The sequence below is a fragment of the Halomonas sp. V046 genome, assembly GCF_052645355.1.
In genome coordinates this window covers 15,239-32,648 of sequence record NZ_JBQXYF010000025.1, presented here as the reverse complement: position 1 = coordinate 32,648, position 17,410 = coordinate 15,239, and the positions used below count along the sequence as shown (strand labels likewise).

The window sequence follows — 17,410 nt, the reverse complement described above, 5'->3', positions numbered from 1 at the left end:
ACTCAAGCTGGTGTCACCGTGCAAACACTGCTGTGCCACCAGCAGTTTGAACCACTCGTCGTATCGGTTGCTCATGAAAACACCCCGAAGGTTGGATGTGGGTGTCCAACTTTCGGGGTGCAGTTCAATGCCGGCGAGGCTTCGTTTTGTGCTGATACCTGTCGCGGTGGCGTCGGTGCGGCGGTTAGCGTGGGGGGCCGCGGCGGCAAAATCCGCGGCAACGCGATTCAGTCGTCTTCCATGCCCTGCTCTTGCTGGGCGAGGCGCCAGCCACCGAGGTCCTTGTAGCGATTGACCATGGCGCAGAACAGCTCGGCGGTGCGTTCGGTATCGTATCGGGCCGAGTGGGCCGAGGTGTTGTCGAACTCGATGCCGGCGGCGCGGCAGGCTCGGGCCAGCACCGTCTGGCCATAGACCAGGCCGCCGAGTGAGGCGGTGTCGAAGCTCGAGAACGGATGAAACGGGTTGCGCTTGATGTCGCAGCGGTTGACGGCGGCATTCAAGAACCCGTGGTCGAAGGCGGCGTTGTGCCCGACCAGTATGGCCCGGGTGCAGCCATGCGCCTTGATCGCCTTGCGCACCGGGCGGAAGATTTCCCCCAGGGCCTCGGCTTCACTGACGGCGACCTGCTGGCGCAGGGGGTCGTCGAGACGAATACCGGTGAAATCCAGTGCCGACTGCTCGACGTTGGCGCCTGCAAAGGGCTTCACATGGTAGGCGTGGGTCGCATCGGGCAGCAGATTGCCCTCCGGGTCCATGGTCAGGGTGACCGCCGCGATCTCCAACAGGGCATCCTTCTCCGGGTTGAAGCCACCGGTTTCCAGGTCCACCACCACCGGCAGAAAACTGCGAAAACGCTGCGCCATGAGTTCGCGGGCGATCAGCTCGCTCATGCACCTCTCCTTAGTCTGGGCTGTCGGATCTTGTCCGGGCTGTCGGGATGGGAAAACGGCGAAAGTCTAGCAGCTCAAGCAGGTGGCGTCCCGTCGCCGGTATTCGCTGTCGTTCATGCGCGCTATAATCGTCCGCCTGTCGGTGCCTACGGCACTCATCTTTCGTTGATCGAATCTCGGTCAATCCCTGCCAAGAAAAAGGAGCCCCCCAGCATGTCCGATGTCAAGAAGGTCGTGCTCGCCTATTCAGGCGGCCTGGACACATCCGTCATCGTCAAGTGGCTGCAGGAAACCTATGACTGTGAGGTGGTGACCTTCACCGCCGATATCGGCCAGGGCGAGGAAGTCGAGCCGGCCCGTGCCAAGGCGGAGGCGCTGGGGGTCAAGGAAATCTACATCGAGGACCTGCGCGAAGAGTTCGTGCGCGACTATGTGTACCCGATGTTCCGTGCCAACACCATCTACGAGGGCGAGTACCTGCTGGGCACCTCCATCGCCCGCCCCTTGATCGCGCGGCGTCTGATCGAGATCGCCAACCAGACCGGCGCCGATGCGATTTCCCATGGCGCCACCGGCAAGGGCAACGACCAGGTACGCTTCGAACTCGGCGCCTACGCCCTGAAGCCTGGCGTCAAGGTGATCGCGCCGTGGCGCGAGTGGGACCTGAATTCCCGCGAAAAGCTGATGGCGTACTGCGCCGAGAATGACATCCCGGTGGACTTCAACAAGAAGAAGAAGTCGCCGTATTCGATGGACGCGAACCTTTTGCACATCTCCTACGAGGGCGGCATCCTCGAGGACCCCTGGGCCGAGGCCGAGGAAGACATGTGGCGCTGGAGCGTGTCGCCGGAGGCCGCCCCCGACACCCCGACGTACATCGAACTGACCTTCGAGCGCGGGGATATTGTCGCCATCGACGGCGTGCCGATGCGCCCCCACGAGGTGCTGGAAAAGCTCAATGTGCTGGGCGGTGACAACGGCATCGGGCGTCTCGATATCGTCGAGAACCGTTACGTGGGCATGAAGTCTCGCGGCTGCTACGAAACGCCGGGCGGCTCGATCATGCTGCGCGCTCACCGCGCCATCGAGTCGATCACCCTCGATCGTGAGGAGGCGCACCTCAAGGATGAGCTGATGCCGAAGTACGCCGAGGTCATCTACAACGGCTACTGGTGGAGCCCTGAGCGTCGCATGCTGCAGGCGGCCATCGACGAGACCCAGAAGAATGTGTCCGGTGTCGTGCGCATGAAACTCTACAAGGGCAACGCGATTGTCGCCGGCCGCCGCTCCGAGGCCTCGCTGTTTGACGAGTCGATTGCGACCTTCGAGGACGACCAGGGCGCCTACGACCAGAAGGATGCGGCCGGCTTCATCAAGCTCAACGCCTTGCGCCTGCGCATCGCCGCCGGCAAGGGTCGTCGTCAGGACTAAGGCACCGGCCCTTTTCATGCGTCTCTGGTGAGGATCGGCGCCGGCGGCGGAGCCTCGCCGCCGACGCCTAGCATGGCCAAGGCGCAGGCAAGGGGCGAGGGGAGCGCCAGACGCGCTTGTCCGGTTTGTTATCGCAAGGAGGTGTCATGCTGAAGAAACTGTTCGCTGGACTGTTCGGCGCGGATAGCGAGCGAGCCTCGAAGGTCGCCGAGTCCGAGGCGGTCGAGCATCGCGGCTATCTGATCATCTCTCAGCCCGAGGAGCAGGGTGGGCAGTATCGGGTCAGCGGTGTGATTCGCAAGCCCGTCGCCGGCGGCGAGACGCTGGAGCATCGCTTCGAGCGCTCGGACATGGTGCCAGGGCGGGACGCCTGCGACGCCTTGATGCGCCAGAAGGCAGAGCGTTTCATCGATGAGGTAGGCGATGACATGTTTGCCTCGCGATAGCAGTGGAACGACAGGAACGGCGCCTTTGGGCGCCGTTTTTCATTGCCCGTCAGGTCAGGTCAGGGCGGTGACCTCGCTCGTTGACGCGGCGCCTAGCGGCGGACGTGAGACGGGCTTGTTCCGTCGCATCCGTCAGTCTGGTCGCCAGGCGCTCTCGGCCGTGGCCCCGCCTGAGACACCCACGCGTTCGACGCTCGGCTGCCCCGATGCTGCCCGCGGCGCTGGCCGGGTGGGGCATGACTGCGGCGACTGGCGCGTGCCTGGCCGGCGGCAAGGTACAGCGGTTGTCGAACGGACAGATTCTACCGCCCACCCTGGCGAGACTCGTCGGCTCGTCGGTGGCCATGACTTAACAGGAGTGACGTCATGATTACAGTGCATCACCTGGAAAACTCTCGTTCACAGCGCATCGTCTGGCTGCTGGAGGAGCTGGGGGTCGACTACCAGATCGAGCACTACCAGCGCGATCCGGCGACGATGCTGGCGCCGGATTCGCTCAAGCGGCTTCACCCGTTGGGCAAGTCTCCGCTCATCACCGATGACGAGATGGGCAGCGTTGCCATCGCCGAAAGCGGGGCCATCATCGAGACCCTGCTCGCGCGCTTCGATCCCGATCGGCACCTGTCGCCGGCGCTCGACAGTCCCGAGCGACAGGACTACGTCTTCTGGCTGCATCACGCCGAGGCCTCGGGCATGCCGCCTCTGGTAATGCGACTGATCTTCTCGCGACTTGGCAAGCCCCCGGTACCGGCCCTGGTGCGCCCGCTCGGCAGAAGGCTTGCAAGCGGCGTCGAGAAGCAGTACCTGGGCCCCGAGATTTCCCGCCTGCGGGACTTCTGGGAGCACAGCCTGGCGCAACGCACCTGGTTTGCCGGGGATCGCTTTTCGGCGGCGGATATCCAGATGAGCTTCCCGGTACTGGCGCTGTCTGGTCGCGGTGGGCTGGCGGGTCAGCCCAATCTCACGGCCTTTCTCGACCGCTGCCGGTCTCGAGAGGCCTACCAACGCGCCATTGCCAGGGGCGGCGAGTTGACGCTTGGCTAACCGATGGCCAGGCATGCCGAGGCGATGGCGATGGCGATGGCGATGGCGAAGGCGAAGGTGGCGTGGCGAGACGTGGCCGTGGTGAGCCGTGGTGAGCCGTGGGGCGTCGCAGGTGGTGCGGGCTGTGGTGCGGTTCGCTGTCTCCCGAGGGGGCGGGCGCGGTACTCGGCCTCGCGGCGTCCGGTGGCCCGGGGACCGACCAGGAAAACGGCTATTCGCTCGGTGCATATTGAGTTTGATGCCAATCGCCGCATAATAGAGCGCATAATTCCTACTACAGAGGTCAAGTATATGATCCGGATACTTCTGGCCGGAGCGCTTGCGCTGGCATCGCCGCTGACTTACGCCGCCGATATCGAGCCGCTGGTCGGCGCCGACTGGCTGAACGACCACCGCAGCGAGGAGAACCTGGTGGTGCTGGACATCCGTTCCAGCATCGACAACGGCGGCGATCGCGCGAGCTTCGAAGGTGCCCATATTCCCGGCAGTATCTATTCGAGCTACACCGAGGATGGGTGGCGCGAGACCCGGGGCGGCGTCGCCGGCCTGATGCCGCCGGTGGCGAGCCTAGAGCGTCTTATCGGCGGCCTGGGCATCGACAATGACGATACCGTGGTAATCGTTCCGGCCGGTACCGGCGCCACCGATTTCGGCAGCGCCGCCAGGGTCTACTGGACCTTCAAGGCCTTGAGCCATGATGACGTGGCTATCCTCGATGGCGGCTTCGCCGGCTGGAAGGCGGCGGGGCTTGAGGTCGTCAGCGGCAGCGCGGTGTACGGCGATCCGGTGCGCTTTAGCGGTGAACTCGACGAGTCGCTGCTGGCGACCACCGAGGAAGTCGAGGCGGCCCGGGAGAATCAGGGCCAATTGGTCGACGCGCGTCCACAAGACTACTTCAAGGGCGATAATCAATCGCCGGCCGCCAAGGCGCCGGGCACCATTCCCGGGGCCCGTAACCTGCCCCACCAGAGCCTGTTGGCCGATGACGGTGGCGCCTGGCACCTGAATACCGCCGAGGTCAGCTCGCGGATTCAGGCGGCCGAGCTCGATGCCAGCGCCAAGACGGTGTCGTTCTGCAACACCGGCCACTGGGCCGCTACCGACTGGTTCGTGCTGAGCGAGATCGCCGGATTCGACAATGTGGCGCTCTATGACGGCTCCATGGCCGAATGGACCCAGGACGAGGGCCGCCCGCTGGCGGTGGCCAAACAGGGCCTCGGCAAGGTACTGGACGCCATCGGCTTCGGCGACTGAACGCGGCGCGCAGCGCGATCCGTCGTCGCTGCCAGCGCCGGTGCCACCTTCATTTCACTTCACTTCACTTCACTTCCCGATAGCGCCTTGGCTTGGCTTGGCTTGGCTTGGCAAGGCATGGCGCTGACGCGACAGGTAACGTTTTCCATGGCGCATAACGCGACGACCCTGGCCGATGAGGGTCAGGCTTTTTCTCCCCGGCCCTCAACGCCTCCCGAGGCGTCGGCGCCGCGGGTCGATACCTTCGTGGTTGGCCTGGCGCTGACCGGCATGCTGGTCCTGGGTGCTTTGGTCTGGCTTGAGACGGCGCCTTTTTTGGTGGCGCTGTTCGCCATCGGCGCCGTCATGGGCATTGCCCTCTATCATGGCGCCTTCGGCTTCACCGCGGGATGGCGCAACCTGGTGACCAAGCGTCGTGGTGCCGGCATGCGGGCCCAGTTGATGCTGTTCGCCCTGGCATCGGTGATCATGATTCCGCTGCTCGGCAGCGGTCAGCCCGGCATGGTCGGCGCCGTGGCGCCCATCGGCACCTCCCTGGTGGTGGGGTCCTTCCTGTTCGGGCTCGGCATGCAACTCGGGGGCGGCTGTGGTTCCGGTACCCTGTTTACCGTCGGCGCCGGCAACCTGCGCATGCTGGTCACGCTGGTCTTCTTCATCGTCGGCGCGGTGATCGGGTCGATCCATCTGCCCTGGTGGCTCGATCTGCCAGGGCTTGACCCGGTCAACCTGATCGATTCGGTGGGCGTGGTCGGGGCCATCGCGGTGCAGGTGACCGGCCTTGCTCTCGTCATGGCCTGGGTCAATCGGGTCGAGCGCCGTGCCCACGGCGGGCTCGAGCGCAGCGAGTTGCGCGTGACGCCCAGCACAGGGACGAGCCTGCGTGCGCTCTTGACCGGCCGTTGGCCCTTCGCCTGGGCCATCCTGGTCCTGGCGCTGGGCAATGCGCTGACGCTTGCCATCGGCGGTGCGCCCTGGGGCATCACCTTCGCCTTCAATCTGTGGGGCGCCAAGGCGCTGCAGGCGGTGGGGGTGGACATGAGCCAGTTCGAGTTCTGGACCTGGGATTACCCTGCCATGGCGTTGGCCGACTCGGTGCTGGTGAACATCACCTCGGTGATGAACTTCGGTCTGCTGCTGGGAGCCATGTTCGCGGCAGGCATGGCCAATCGCTTCAACGAGGCCAGCCGCAAGCGGCCCGAGGGTCGGCCGTTTCTCGCCGCGGTGATCGGTGGCTTGTTGCTCGGTTACGGTGCCCGTCTGGGCTTCGGCTGCAATATCGGTGCGCTGTTCTCCGGGCTCGCCTCGGGCAGCCTGCATGCCTGGGTGTGGTTTGGCTGCGCCTTCGTTGGATCGCTGATAGGCATTCGCCTGCGTCCCTGGTTCCGTCTGCCCAACTAAGCGAGGTGAGTCCCGTGCAAGTCGCCTACAAGCGTTACCGCGTCGTCGCCATGTTGCTCGCCATTTTTGTGCTGATCATGGCCGATCACCTGTCGAGCCCGACCTTCGCCTTCAACATGGGCGATGGGCATGCCAAGACGGCGCTGAATCAACGCGATGCCTCGGCCTGTGCGCCCTGCGGCGCCCCCTGTCCGTCGACTCGAGAATAGCGCGACGACGGGGTCAGCAAGGCCACGACAAGGAAAAGACGCCCTTCGGGGCGTCTTTTCTGCCAAGGGCTGGTGGCAAGGGGCGCCGGCCCTGGCGGGCGAATGCCGAGGGGCACGAGGATCAGCGGCCCGCGCCGGCGTCACCGTCTGCCCGGTCGGCGGCCTGCTCGGCTCGCTGGCGCGAGATCTTGGGGCCGAGTGGCCCCAGCCACAGCCACACCTGCAGCACCACCAGTATCGGCAGCAGCCAGGTCGGTGCGCCCACCGTCCAGGCCAGCACCTGATGAATCAGAAAGGCGGTCAGACCGCCGAGCAGGCCCAGCACCGGAAACATGAAGGGACGCTCGGAGCCGGGGCGACGGCTCAGGCGAAACAGCGAGCCGGTGAAGGCACCGAAGCTCATGGCCATGGCCAGGGGCAGCCAAAGGGCGTGGAGATCTTGCATCCGGGTTCTCTCATACGGGATTTGCTACAGCCTACCGGCTTCGGCCAGGGAAAACGCTACCACTTTGGCCTAGCGCGGCGCCACCGGGGCGATCCTGTCGCGACGCGGCGCAGGTAGTGCCGCGGCCGGGCTCGACGCCAGGGGCGAGGCGTCGAACGCAGCGTGGCGGGTCAAGCGTCGGCGGTCGAGCTCAGAGCTCCACCTTGTCCTTGAACTCGCACAGATCTTCGATGATGCAGCTACCGCAGCGTGGCTTGCGGGCGATGCAGGTGTAGCGTCCGTGGAGGATCAGCCAGTGGTGGGCATCCTGGAGAAACTCCTTGGGCACGTGGCGCATCAGTCGCTGTTCGACCTCGATCACGTCCTTGCCCTTGGCGATGCCCGTGCGGTTGGACACGCGGAAGATGTGCGTATCCACGGCGATGGTGGGCTCGCCGAAGGCGGTATTGAGGATGACATTGGCGGTCTTGCGCCCGACGCCCGGCAACGCCTCGAGCTCTGCCCGGGTGCGCGGCACTTCACCGTCATGGCGTTCGAGTATCAGGTGGCAGGTCTTCATCAGGTTCTCGGCCTTGGTGTTGTAGAGGCCGATCGTCTTGATCTGCTCCTTCAGGCCGTCGATGCCTAGGGCGATGATGGCGGCGGGGGTGTTGGCGATCGGGTAGAGGCGGTCGGTTGCCTTGTTCACCCCGACGTCGGTCGCCTGGGCCGAGAGCAGCACGGCAGCCAGCAACTCGAAGGGCGTCGACCAGTTCAGCTCGGTGGTCGGGGTGGGGTTGTTGTCGCGCAGACGGGTGAATATCTCGCGGCGTTTCTCGGCGTTCATGGCGGTCTCGCGTGGGAATCCTGGGGGTGAACGGGGCCAGGGTGGCGGTTCGAGGAGGACGGTCGCAGCGGCGGGCCCCGGGACCTGTCAGCGGATGTTGCCGGTGACGCGGACGCGGCGCGAGGGCACATCGCGGGTGGGCGTCACCGGCCGGGTGCGGCGGTGTCGATCATCGATGACGTTCTTCAAGGCGATCAGCAGCCCGGTGACGAAGAAGGCGCCGGGGGGCAACACCAGAAACAGCATCTGCGGGTCTCCTGGGACGTGCAGCTCCCAGTCGGCCGCGGATGGGCCGAAGAGCAGCTCCATGCCGCTGAACAGGGTGCCGTGGCCGAACACTTCGCGCAGGGCACCGAGCACGATCAGCACCAGGGTGAAGCCCAGGCCGTTCATCAAGGCATCGAGCGCCGATGGGCCCACGGGATGGCGCGAGGCGAAGGCTTCGAGGCGCCCGAGGATGGCGCAGTTGGTCACGATCAGCGGCACGAAGATGCCGAGCACGGTATACAGCTCATAGGCGAAGGCCGCCATCACGAGCTCGGCACAGGTGACAAAGGCGGCGATGATCATGACGAAAGCCGGTAGGCGTACCTCCGCGGCGACCCGGTGGCGCAGCAGCGCGACGGCGACGTTGGCCCCGAGCATCACGCCGAGGGTCGCAAGGCCAAGGCCCAGGCCATTGACGACGCTGCCGGTGACCGCCAGGAGCGGGCACAACCCCAGCAGCTGGACGAGGGCAGGGTTGTTCGACCACAGGCCCTGGATGGCGATGTCGCGGGATGAGGGTGTCGGGATCATTGGCCGGCCTCCGGGAAGTCCTGTGTCCGGTTCGTCAGGGCATCGCGCACCGCGTGAGTCACGGCGCGGGAGGTGATGGTGGCCCCGGTGATGGCATCGATGGCGCCGTCGGGCGCGAGCGCCAGGTCGTGAAGCGAGAGACCATCGAACTGACGGATCCAGTCGCTCTTGCGGGTCTCGATGATATCGCCAAGCCCAGGTGTCTCACGGTGTTCGGTGACGCGCACGGCGGTGATGGTCGATTCGGCCGTGATGCCGACCAGCAGCGCGATATGCCCGCTATAGCCATCGTCGCTCGATGCCGGATAGACCCTGGCGAGAAGCTTATCCTCGGCGTCCCGGGCGATCCAGGACACCGGGGCCTGGGGGCGCTCGGCCCCGGGCGCCGTGGTGCGGCCTGAGTCGCGCGCTATCGACGCCGTGGTGGCCGGCACGAGCGCTTGCAATAGACGTGTCTGGCTGGCGTCGCGGTTGGTCTGGATGTGGTCCTGGGTCAAGGCCCGGGTCACGGCGATGCTGCCCACACAGATCACGGCGAAGGCGGCCAGGCCGAGGGCGGCCTTGGCTCCAGCCTTGACTCCGGACTTGGCTCCGGACTTGGCCCCGGACTGTAGCGGCGAGTCGGGCCGGTCGCTCATGGGCGACCCCCGGGCCTTGTCGCCGTGGGTCGTGTTGGGGTCATCACCTGATCCAGCAAGGGCGCGGCCAGGTTCATCAACAAGACGGCGAAGGCCAGGGCATCGGGGTAGGCGCCATAGGCGCGAATAATGATCACCAGACTGCCGATGCCGGCGGCGTAGGCCAGCCGGGCGCGGGGACCGCTGGCGGCGCTGACCGGGTCGGTGGCGATAAAGAAGGCGCCGAACACGCTGGCCCCGGTGGTCAGGTGGAACAACACGGAGCCTTGATGGGCGTCGACAAGGCCCAGTGCCGCGGCGGTCAGGGCCATGCTGGCAAGCACGCTCAGTGGAATCCGCCAGCCGATCACGCCACGCCACAGCAACACGCAGCCACCGACGAGCCAGGCCCCGGCGATGGCACGCCAGGCGACCAGGCTATCTTGTGACAGCAGGCCTGCGCCGATCAGCTCGTCGGGGGCCAGGCTCGAGGGCCGGTGACGCAACGCGTCCAGCGGGGTGGCGCCACTCAGGGCATCGAGGGTGGTGGGCGGTGCCTGGCCGAGCCAGCGCTGGGCCAGATGGGCCAGGGCATCAGGGCCGAAGAGCCCTTGGGGCGACGGCCATAGGCTCATCGCCACGGGGAACGATACCAGCAGCAGGGCATAGCCGACCATGGCCGGATTGAACAGGTTGTGCCCCAGGCCACCGTAGAGATGCTTGGCGACGACGATCGCGGCGAAGATGCCGATCAGGATCAGCCAGACGCTGGTGCCGGCGGGTAGCGCGGCGCCAAGCAGTACCCCGGTCAACAAGGCGCTGTGATCCTTGAGCGGGGTCAGATGCCGCCGGCGTGCTAGCAGCACCAGGGCTTCCATGGCCGCGGCGGCGAGCGCGGCGGTGAGGACGTTGGTCACGACGCCCCAGCCGAAGAACCATGCCTGGGTGGCGATGCCGGGCAGGCAGGCGAGCAGCGTGATGCGCATCACGGCCGAGCTGTGGCCGGGGCGCCGACTCGGGGTGTGGCTCTGGTGCAGCAGGCTCATGAGCGGGTGCCCTCGCCGCGGGCACTGGCCAACTGTGCGTCCGCGGTACTGAGGTTCTCGCGAGCGGTGGCGACTTGGGTCTCCAGGTCCTCGATCATGCGGGCGTCTTCCTGTTGCTGGGCGGCGCGCTCCAGGGCCTTCTCTGCCTTGCGCACGGCGGCCTTGGCCGCCGCCTGGGCGATCCTGAGGCCGCGCAGGTCCGGGGCCGTGGAGGGTGGCGCGTCGACGGCGCTTGGCGAGTGGCTTGCCAGGGTGCGTTTGCGCGCCTCTCGACGCGCTTGCTTCTCGGCTTGTTCGCGGGCCTGACGGGCCTGACGCCACTCGAAACGGTGACGGGCATGATCGGCGCGGGCGGCCTCGGCCTCGCGGCTGCGCAGCTCGGTCTTGGCACCGCGAAAATACGCTGCCAAGGGAATATGGCTGGGGCACACGTAGTCGCAGGCACCGCACTCGATGCAGTCGAACAGCCCCAGCGCCTGCGCCTTGTCGGCTTCCTGGCCCCGGGCGTGCCAAAGCAAACGCTGGGGCTGGAGGCCGGCTACGCACACCGGCTCGCAGGCGCCGCAGCGAATGCAGGGTTGTTCGGGGGGCGGCGGCGGCAGCTCATCTGCGCCGGTGGCGATCAGGCAGTTGCAGGCCTTGCCCAGGCCGGTCTCGGCGCTGGCCAGTGCCTGGCCCATCATCGGCCCCCCTTGTATCAAGCGCTCGAGTCGCTCGGCGACGAGACCGGCATCGATCAATAGTTCGGCCAAGGGGGTGCCGAGGCGGGCGATGACGTTGCCGGGACGCGTCAACGCCGAGCCTGTCAGCGTGACGACGCGCTCGATCAATGGCTGCCCGTCGCGCACCGCCCTGAGCGCCGCCACCAGGGTACCGGGATTGTGCACCAGGGCGCCGACATCCGCAGGCAGGCCGCGGCTCGGCACCCGGCGGCCCAGCAGCGTCTCGACCAGCTGGCGTTCGCCGCCGCTGGGGTAGCGCGTCGTGACGACACGAAGGTGTGGCGTGGGCCCCTCGAGTCGCCCCGCGGCGATGGCCTCTTCGAGGGCTGCCAGGGCCTCGGGCTTGTCGTCCTCGATGCCGATGATGATCCGCTGGGCGCCGCTGGTTCGGGCGAGCATGGCCGCGCCTTCGAGCACCAGGTCGGGATGGGTCCTGAGCGTCACGTCGTCGGCTGTGATGTAGGGTTCGCACTCGGCGGCATTGACGATCAGGGTATCGACCCCGGCGTGGCGGGCCGCTTCGCTCTTGAGGTGGCTGGGAAAGACGGCGCCACCGAGCCCGGCGATGCCGGCCTGCTCGAGCCGCTCGATCAGTGCCTGGGCCGAGGTGCTGCGCCAGTCCAATGGCGCAAGCCATGCGCTTGTGTCCTGTCCGTCACCCTCGATGATAATGCTGAGCGCGTTGTAAGGCCCCGCCCCGGTGCCCGCCTGTGCTCCGGTGATCTCGACGACGTGGCCGCTGATGCTGGCGTGAAGCCGGCTCGAGAGGTGCCCGTCGGCCTTGGCGATACACTCACCTGTGCGCACGTACTGGCCAACCTCGACCAGGGGCTGCGGCAGGCGGCCGGGACCCCGGTCCAGGGCGAGCACGACCCGCCTCGGGAGCGGTGCCGTGCGCAGCGCAACGTCCTTGGTGCTGGCTTTCCGAGCGGGAGGGTGGATGCCGACCGAGCCGATGGTGGCGTCACGTCGCGCGGACCGAAACGGCGCCCTGGCGTCTGAGGTGAACTCCCCGGCGTGGGCGATCTCGGCGCCACGGACATGGCGGCGCCCCGAGGGCTTTGTTTGGCGACGGCCCAGGTCCTGGAGGAATCGGCGCAGCCGCGCACTAACGCTGGCCATCGTGACCTCCTCTGGCGTCGCTGGCGATGAGCGAGGGGCGTGGCAGGGCACGGGAATGGCCGGGGCCCGGGGGGAGCGCGACGGAGGCGATATCCAGCGTGCGAGGCAGCATGTCGATGCAGTCCACCGGGCACGGCGCAACGCATAGATCGCAACCCGTGCACTCGTCCTCGATCACCGTATGCATCTGGCGTGAGGCGCCGAGGATGGCATCCACCGGGCAGGCCTGGATGCACTTGGTGCAGCCGATGCATTCCTCTTCACGAATGAAGGCGACGCGGGCACTATCCTCCGCTTCGCCGTCGAGAGGCGTCGCCTCTCGGCCGAGCAGCTCCGCCAGGGCAGTGATGGTCGCTTCGCCGCCGGGCGGGCATTTGTTGATGGCGTCGCCCTGGTGGATGGCCTCGGCGTAGGGGCGACAGCCCGGGTAGCCACACTGACCGCACTGGGTCTGGGGTAGCAGGGCATCGATGTCGCCGACCAGGTCGTCGTCTCCTGCCCGGAAGCGCTGGCTGGCGGCGCCGAGCAGCGCACCGCAAGCGGCGATCAGGGCGACCAGGGCGATGATGCCGCCAAGGCCCGAGGCGAGCGTCGTCCAGGGACTCATGGGCCGCCCTGGACCAGGCCACTGAAGCCCATGAAGGCCAGTGACATGAGGCTCGCGGTAATCATGGCGATGGCGGCGCCGCGAAAGGGCCGCGGGACGTCGGCGGCGGCCAGCCGCTCTCTCGCCGCCGCCAGCAGGATCAGCACCAGGGAGAAGCCGAGGGCAGCGCCGAAGCCATACAGAGCGGCGTCGAGGAAGCCGGCCTGCCGGCGCAGCGCCAGCAGCGCCACCCCGAGTACCGCGCAGTTGGTCGTGATCAAGGGCAGGAAGATACCCAGCACACGGTGCAGCAGCGGGCTGGTATGGCGGACCATCATCTCGGTGGCCTGGACGACGACGGCGATGACCACGATGAACGCAAGGGTTCTGAGGTATTCGATATCCAGGGGCATGAGCAGATAGCGATACACCAGATGACTTGCGGCGGAGGACAGCGTCAGCACGAAGGTGGTGGCCAGCGCCATGCCGAGCGCCGACTCGAGCTTCGAGGACACGCCGAGAAACGGGCACAGGCCGAGGAACTGGACCAAGACGAAGTTGTTGACCAGGGCGGTGCTGACGAGGATGAGCAGGATGTCCGTCATGGCGATCGCAGGGGTGGCGTTGAGCGTGGGGCTGGCGTCGAGCAAGGCCGATGACGCCGGAACAGGGGGCGAACAAACGCCAAGGCCGCGGCGTCTCCGATGACGGCCACGGCCTTGGCGGGGCGGGGCGCAGGGTTAGCTGACGCGCTCGCCGGGCTGGGCCCCGCTATGGGGTTCGAGCAAATAGATGCCCTCGGCGTTGCCGGCGGCCAGCACCATGCCCTCGGAGACACCGAAGCGCATCTTGCGCGGGGCGAGATTGGCCACCATGACGGTGAGCTTGCCCTCGAGCGCCTCTGGCGCATAGGCCTTGCGGATGCCGGCGAAGACCTGGCGGCTTTCGCCGCCAAGATCCAGGGTCAGCTTGAGCAGCTTGTCGGCACCGTCGACGTACTCCGCCTTGGCGATGCGGGCGATGCGCAGGTCGACCTTGGCGAAGTCGTCGAAGGCGATCTCGTCGGCGATCGGCTGTTCCGCCAGGGGGCCTTTCGGCGCCTCCTTGAGTTTCTTCTCTTCCACCAGGTCCTCCTTCGACGCCTCGATCATGGCGGCGATGCGGTCGCTCTCGACCCGAGTCATCAACGGTTTGAACTTCATGATGGCATGATCGCCGAGCCACGTCTGGCGGCTATCCCAATCGAGGCTGTCGATCATCAGGAAGGCGCGAGCATCCTCGGCCATCTGCGGCACCACCGGCGCCAGGTACACCATCAACTGACGGAACAGGTTGATGCCCATGGAGCAGATGTCGAGCACGTCTTGATCACGGCCGCCTTCCTTGGCCAGGGCCCAGGGGGCCTTGTCGGCGATGTAGGTATTGGCTTCGTCGGCCAGCTCCATCACCAGGCGCATGGCGCGACCAAACTCGCGGTTCTCGAAGTGTTCGGCGATCTCGTCGCCGGCCTCGATAAACCGGGCCAGCATGTCCGGCTCGGCGCAATGGGAGGATAGCCGTCCGTCGCCGAGCTTCTTGACGAAGCCCGCACATCGGCTGGCGATATTGACGACCTTGCCGACCAGGTCTGAATTGACCCTGAGGGCGAAGTCCTCGAGATTCAGGTCCAGGTCGTCGACGCGGGACGTCAGCTTGGCGGCGAAGTAGTAGCGCAGGTACTCGGGGTTCAAGTGGTCGGCGTAGGTCGCCGCCTTGATGAAGGTGCCGCGAGACTTCGACATCTTGGCGCCGTTGACGGTCACGAAGCCATGGCAGTTGACCGCCGTGGGAGTGCGCAGGCCGGCGCCATGCAGCATCGCCGGCCAGAACAGGGCGTGGAAGTAGACGATGTCCTTGCCGATGAAGTGGTAGATCTCGGCGTCGGAGCCGGGCTGCCAGTAGCTGTCGAAGTCGAGGCCTTCGCGCTCGCACAGGTTCTTGAAGCTGGCCAGATAGCCGATCGGCGCGTCGAGCCAGACGTAGAAGTACTTGCCCGGCGCATCCGGGATCTCGAAGCCGAAGTAGGGGGCATCGCGGGAGATGTCCCACTCGTTGAAGCCGGATTCGAACCACTCCATCAACTTGTTGCGGATCTGGGGCTGGACATGGTCGTCGTTGATCCAGGCCTCGAGGAAGGTGGCGAAATCCGGCAGCTTGAAGAAGTAGTGGGTGGAGCTGCGCACCTCGGGGGTGGCGCCGGAGATCGCCGAGACCGGGTCGATCAACTCCGCCGGCGTATAGGTTGCCCCGCAGGCCTCGCAGTTATCACCGTACTGATCCTCGACCTTGCACTTGGGGCAGGTGCCCTTGATGAAGCGGTCGGCGAGGAACAGGCCCTTGACCGGATCGTACATCTGCTCGATATCGCGGGTCGCGATATGGCCCTTGTCGCGCAGCCGGGTATAGATCAGCTCGCTGAACTGCTGGTTCTCCGCGGAATGGGTCGAATGGTAGTTGTCGAAGGCCACCGCGAAGCGTGCGAAATCCTGCTGGTGTTCCTGGGACACCCGGTCGATCAGCGCCTGAGAGGAGATCCCCTCCTGTTCTGCACGCAGCATGATCGCGGTGCCATGGGCGTCGTCGGCGCAGACATAGTGGCACTCGTGCCCGCGGCTCTTCTGGAAGCGAACCCAGATATCGGTCTGGATGTACTCCAGCAGATGCCCCAGGTGGATGGCACCATTGGCGTAGGGCAGGGCGCTGGTGACCAGGATCTTGCGCTTGGCGGGGGCGACGTTGGACATGGCGTGACTGGATATCCCGTTGAAAATCAGGCGTCGATTGTAGCTAGGTTCGCCCCGCTGTGCATCCGCGAATGTCGGTCAGGGCGAGCGTGGTGTGGGGCCTGGCCAAGGTCAGCCCAGCTCCAGTACGGCGACTCTGCGTACACCGCGCTGTCGCAGTGCATCGGCCTGCATCCGGCTCATCAATCCCTGGTCGCAATACAGCAGCCAGAGATAATCGTCGGCGAAGCGCTCGGGGCGCGTGGCGACGTCGTAGAACGGCAGGCGCTCCACACGAAGGCCATCGATCGCCAGGGGAGCGGCGTCGGCGGCCTCGGGCTGTCGGATGTCGATGACCCGCGCGTCGGCGAGGGTTCTTGCGATATCGAGGCGAACGACGCGGACCGGCGCTGCGCTCCCATCGGGCGCTGCGCTCCCATCGGGCGCTGCGCTCCCATCGGGCGCTGCGCTCCCATCGGGCGCTGCGCTCCCATCGGGCGCTGCGCTCCCATCGGGCGCTGCGCTCCCATCGGGCGATGCGGTGTCCACCGGGTGGCGATGGGCGCCGGCGACGGCATCGTCGATCAAGCCCGGTGGCAACCGCGCTTCTGCGGCCTCGATATCCGCACGCTTGGCCTTGACGTGGGGATTGTGGGAGATGACGCCGCAGTACTCCGGCATCGCCGCGGACAACGGTGCCGTGCCGATCCGGCGCGCCAGGTCGATGATGTCCTGTTTATCGTCGGTGAGCAGCGGGCGCAGGATGGGCAGGTGGCTGGCGGCGTCGATGCTGGCGAGATTGGTCAGCGTCTGGCTCGATACCTGGGCGATGGCATCACCGGTCACCAGTGCCGGGATGCGCGCGCGCTGGGCGATCAACGCGGCGCTGCGCGCCATCATGCGCTTGAGCACCACCCCCATCAGACCCTCGGGGACCACGCGGTGAATGGCATCGACCACCTTCTCGAAGGGCACGCTGGTGAAGCCGACCCGATGCGAAGCGCCATAGCGCTCCCATAACGTGTGGGTCACCTCGTGCACCGCCTGGTGCTGTGCGCCACCGCCCAGGCGGAAGAGCAGAAACTGGCATTTGACGCCGCGCCTCAGCATCTTCCATGCCGCTACCGGTGAATCGAATCCGCCTGACATCAGCACCATCGCCTGACCCTGGGTACCGATGGGGTAGCCGCCGAGTCCATCGCGGCGACGCTCTTCGAGGCTAAGTCGCCGGTCTTGGATGCGCAGGCGAACGTCGATGTCGGGCGCTGACAGCTCGACCCGCGCGGTAGGGCTCGCGGCCAAGAGGGCGGCACCCAGGTGACGTTCCAGATCGGTGGAGCTGAAGTCATGCTGGCCGCTGCGCTGCACGCTGACCCGAAAGCGCCGCCCGGCTATTCGCTCGGCCCATAGCGTTGTGATGTGCGTGGCGATGGCATGGAAATCGACCAGATCGATGTTGCGCACCAGGGCAAGCCGGTGGATGCCAGGCGTGTCGGCCAGGCACTGCTCGAGCCGCGATTGGTGGGATGCATCGAGATCGTCGGGCAACCGAACGGTGAGATGGTCCCAATGGACTATGACCTTGGTTCGAGACTCCCGCCGACGCAGCGCATTCCGAACGTTGGTGGCCAGGCAGCGTGCGAGATGGCGTCGAACCGAGCTCGACTTGATGGTGATGTCAGGGGCGAGTGTGAGGTGGTATTCCATAGAGCACGCAAGATCAGCTAATCAGGGGATGATCATTGATCCAGATCAAGGGATCGCGAAAAATGTGGTGGCGTGCCAAGGACGCCGTGCCACGTCGACGATAG

The 17,410-nt window shown here is 66.2% G+C and carries 17 protein-coding genes; 6 read left to right on the top strand and 11 right to left on the bottom strand.

The features are described 5' to 3' along the window. Window positions 1-227: 227 nt before the first annotated feature. On the bottom strand, window positions 228-893 hold the full coding sequence (gene rnt, locus ACUN9Y_RS21750) for a ribonuclease T (protein ID WP_445462837.1): 666 nt from the start codon (window positions 891-893) through the stop codon (window positions 228-230). 213 nt (window positions 894-1,106) lie between these two features. Between rnt and ACUN9Y_RS21745 the strand changes: the two genes are divergently transcribed. From ACUN9Y_RS21745 to ACUN9Y_RS21720, 6 genes are all read left to right on the top strand, one after another. Continuing rightward, on the top strand, window positions 1,107-2,324 hold the full coding sequence (locus ACUN9Y_RS21745; protein WP_445462836.1) for an argininosuccinate synthase: 1,218 nt from the start codon (window positions 1,107-1,109) through the stop codon (window positions 2,322-2,324). 146 nt (window positions 2,325-2,470) lie between these two features. After that, the gene (locus ACUN9Y_RS21740; protein ID WP_445462835.1) at window positions 2,471-2,770 is read left to right on the top strand and encodes an HlyU family transcriptional regulator; all 300 of its coding nucleotides are present in this window, start codon (window positions 2,471-2,473) and stop codon (window positions 2,768-2,770) included. A gap of 366 nt (window positions 2,771-3,136) precedes the next feature. Then, the gene (locus ACUN9Y_RS21735) at window positions 3,137-3,814 is read left to right on the top strand and encodes a glutathione S-transferase (RefSeq protein ID WP_445462834.1); all 678 of its coding nucleotides are present in this window, start codon (window positions 3,137-3,139) and stop codon (window positions 3,812-3,814) included. Window positions 3,815-4,105: 291 nt separating this feature from the next. Further along, complete coding sequence (locus tag ACUN9Y_RS21730; protein ID WP_445462833.1) at window positions 4,106-5,068, top strand: sulfurtransferase; 963 nt, start codon at window positions 4,106-4,108, stop codon at window positions 5,066-5,068. Between the two features lie 147 nt (window positions 5,069-5,215). Further along, entirely contained in the window at window positions 5,216-6,466 is a 1,251-nt protein-coding gene (locus ACUN9Y_RS21725; RefSeq protein ID WP_445462832.1) for a YeeE/YedE family protein, read from the top strand. A gap of 14 nt (window positions 6,467-6,480) precedes the next feature. Next, entirely contained in the window at window positions 6,481-6,675 is a 195-nt protein-coding gene (locus tag ACUN9Y_RS21720) for a hypothetical protein (protein WP_445462831.1), read from the top strand. Between the two features lie 121 nt (window positions 6,676-6,796). Here the strand turns inward: ACUN9Y_RS21720 and ACUN9Y_RS21715 are convergent, their stop codons facing one another. From ACUN9Y_RS21715 to thiI, 10 genes are all read right to left on the bottom strand, one after another. Then, window positions 6,797-7,120: a hypothetical protein gene (locus ACUN9Y_RS21715; protein WP_445462830.1), complete on the bottom strand. Its 324-nt coding sequence runs from the start codon at window positions 7,118-7,120 to the stop codon at window positions 6,797-6,799. 190 nt (window positions 7,121-7,310) lie between these two features. Next, window positions 7,311-7,946: an endonuclease III gene (gene nth / locus ACUN9Y_RS21710; protein WP_445462829.1), complete on the bottom strand. Its 636-nt coding sequence runs from the start codon at window positions 7,944-7,946 to the stop codon at window positions 7,311-7,313. An 87-nt stretch (window positions 7,947-8,033) separates the two neighbouring features. Then, window positions 8,034-8,744 (bottom strand): electron transport complex subunit E, encoded by a 711-nt coding sequence (locus tag ACUN9Y_RS21705; protein ID WP_445462828.1) that lies wholly within the window; start codon window positions 8,742-8,744, stop codon window positions 8,034-8,036. After that, on the bottom strand, window positions 8,741-9,382 hold the full coding sequence (locus ACUN9Y_RS21700; protein WP_445462827.1) for an RnfABCDGE type electron transport complex subunit G: 642 nt from the start codon (window positions 9,380-9,382) through the stop codon (window positions 8,741-8,743). The genes ACUN9Y_RS21705 and ACUN9Y_RS21700 overlap by 4 nt, the downstream gene beginning before the upstream one ends. Then, window positions 9,379-10,407, bottom strand: a complete 1,029-nt coding sequence (locus ACUN9Y_RS21695; RefSeq protein WP_445462826.1) for an RnfABCDGE type electron transport complex subunit D — start codon at window positions 10,405-10,407, stop codon at window positions 9,379-9,381. The genes ACUN9Y_RS21700 and ACUN9Y_RS21695 overlap by 4 nt, the downstream gene beginning before the upstream one ends. Further along, window positions 10,404-12,251: an electron transport complex subunit RsxC gene (rsxC, locus tag ACUN9Y_RS21690; RefSeq protein ID WP_445462825.1), complete on the bottom strand. Its 1,848-nt coding sequence runs from the start codon at window positions 12,249-12,251 to the stop codon at window positions 10,404-10,406. Before rsxC ends, ACUN9Y_RS21695 begins: the two co-directional genes overlap by 4 nt. Beyond that, window positions 12,238-12,858, bottom strand: coding sequence for an electron transport complex subunit RsxB (rsxB, locus tag ACUN9Y_RS21685; protein WP_445462824.1), 621 nt, complete (start codon window positions 12,856-12,858; stop codon window positions 12,238-12,240). The genes rsxC and rsxB overlap by 14 nt, the downstream gene beginning before the upstream one ends. Continuing rightward, window positions 12,855-13,442: an electron transport complex subunit RsxA gene (gene rsxA / locus ACUN9Y_RS21680; protein ID WP_445462839.1), complete on the bottom strand. Its 588-nt coding sequence runs from the start codon at window positions 13,440-13,442 to the stop codon at window positions 12,855-12,857. The genes rsxB and rsxA overlap by 4 nt, the downstream gene beginning before the upstream one ends. A 135-nt stretch (window positions 13,443-13,577) precedes the next feature. Then, complete coding sequence (gene metG, locus ACUN9Y_RS21675; RefSeq protein ID WP_445462823.1) at window positions 13,578-15,620, bottom strand: methionine--tRNA ligase; 2,043 nt, start codon at window positions 15,618-15,620, stop codon at window positions 13,578-13,580. A 111-nt stretch (window positions 15,621-15,731) separates the two neighbouring features. Beyond that, on the bottom strand, window positions 15,732-17,306 hold the full coding sequence (gene thiI / locus ACUN9Y_RS21670; RefSeq protein WP_445462822.1) for a tRNA uracil 4-sulfurtransferase ThiI: 1,575 nt from the start codon (window positions 17,304-17,306) through the stop codon (window positions 15,732-15,734). Between the last annotated feature and the right edge of the window lie 104 nt (window positions 17,307-17,410).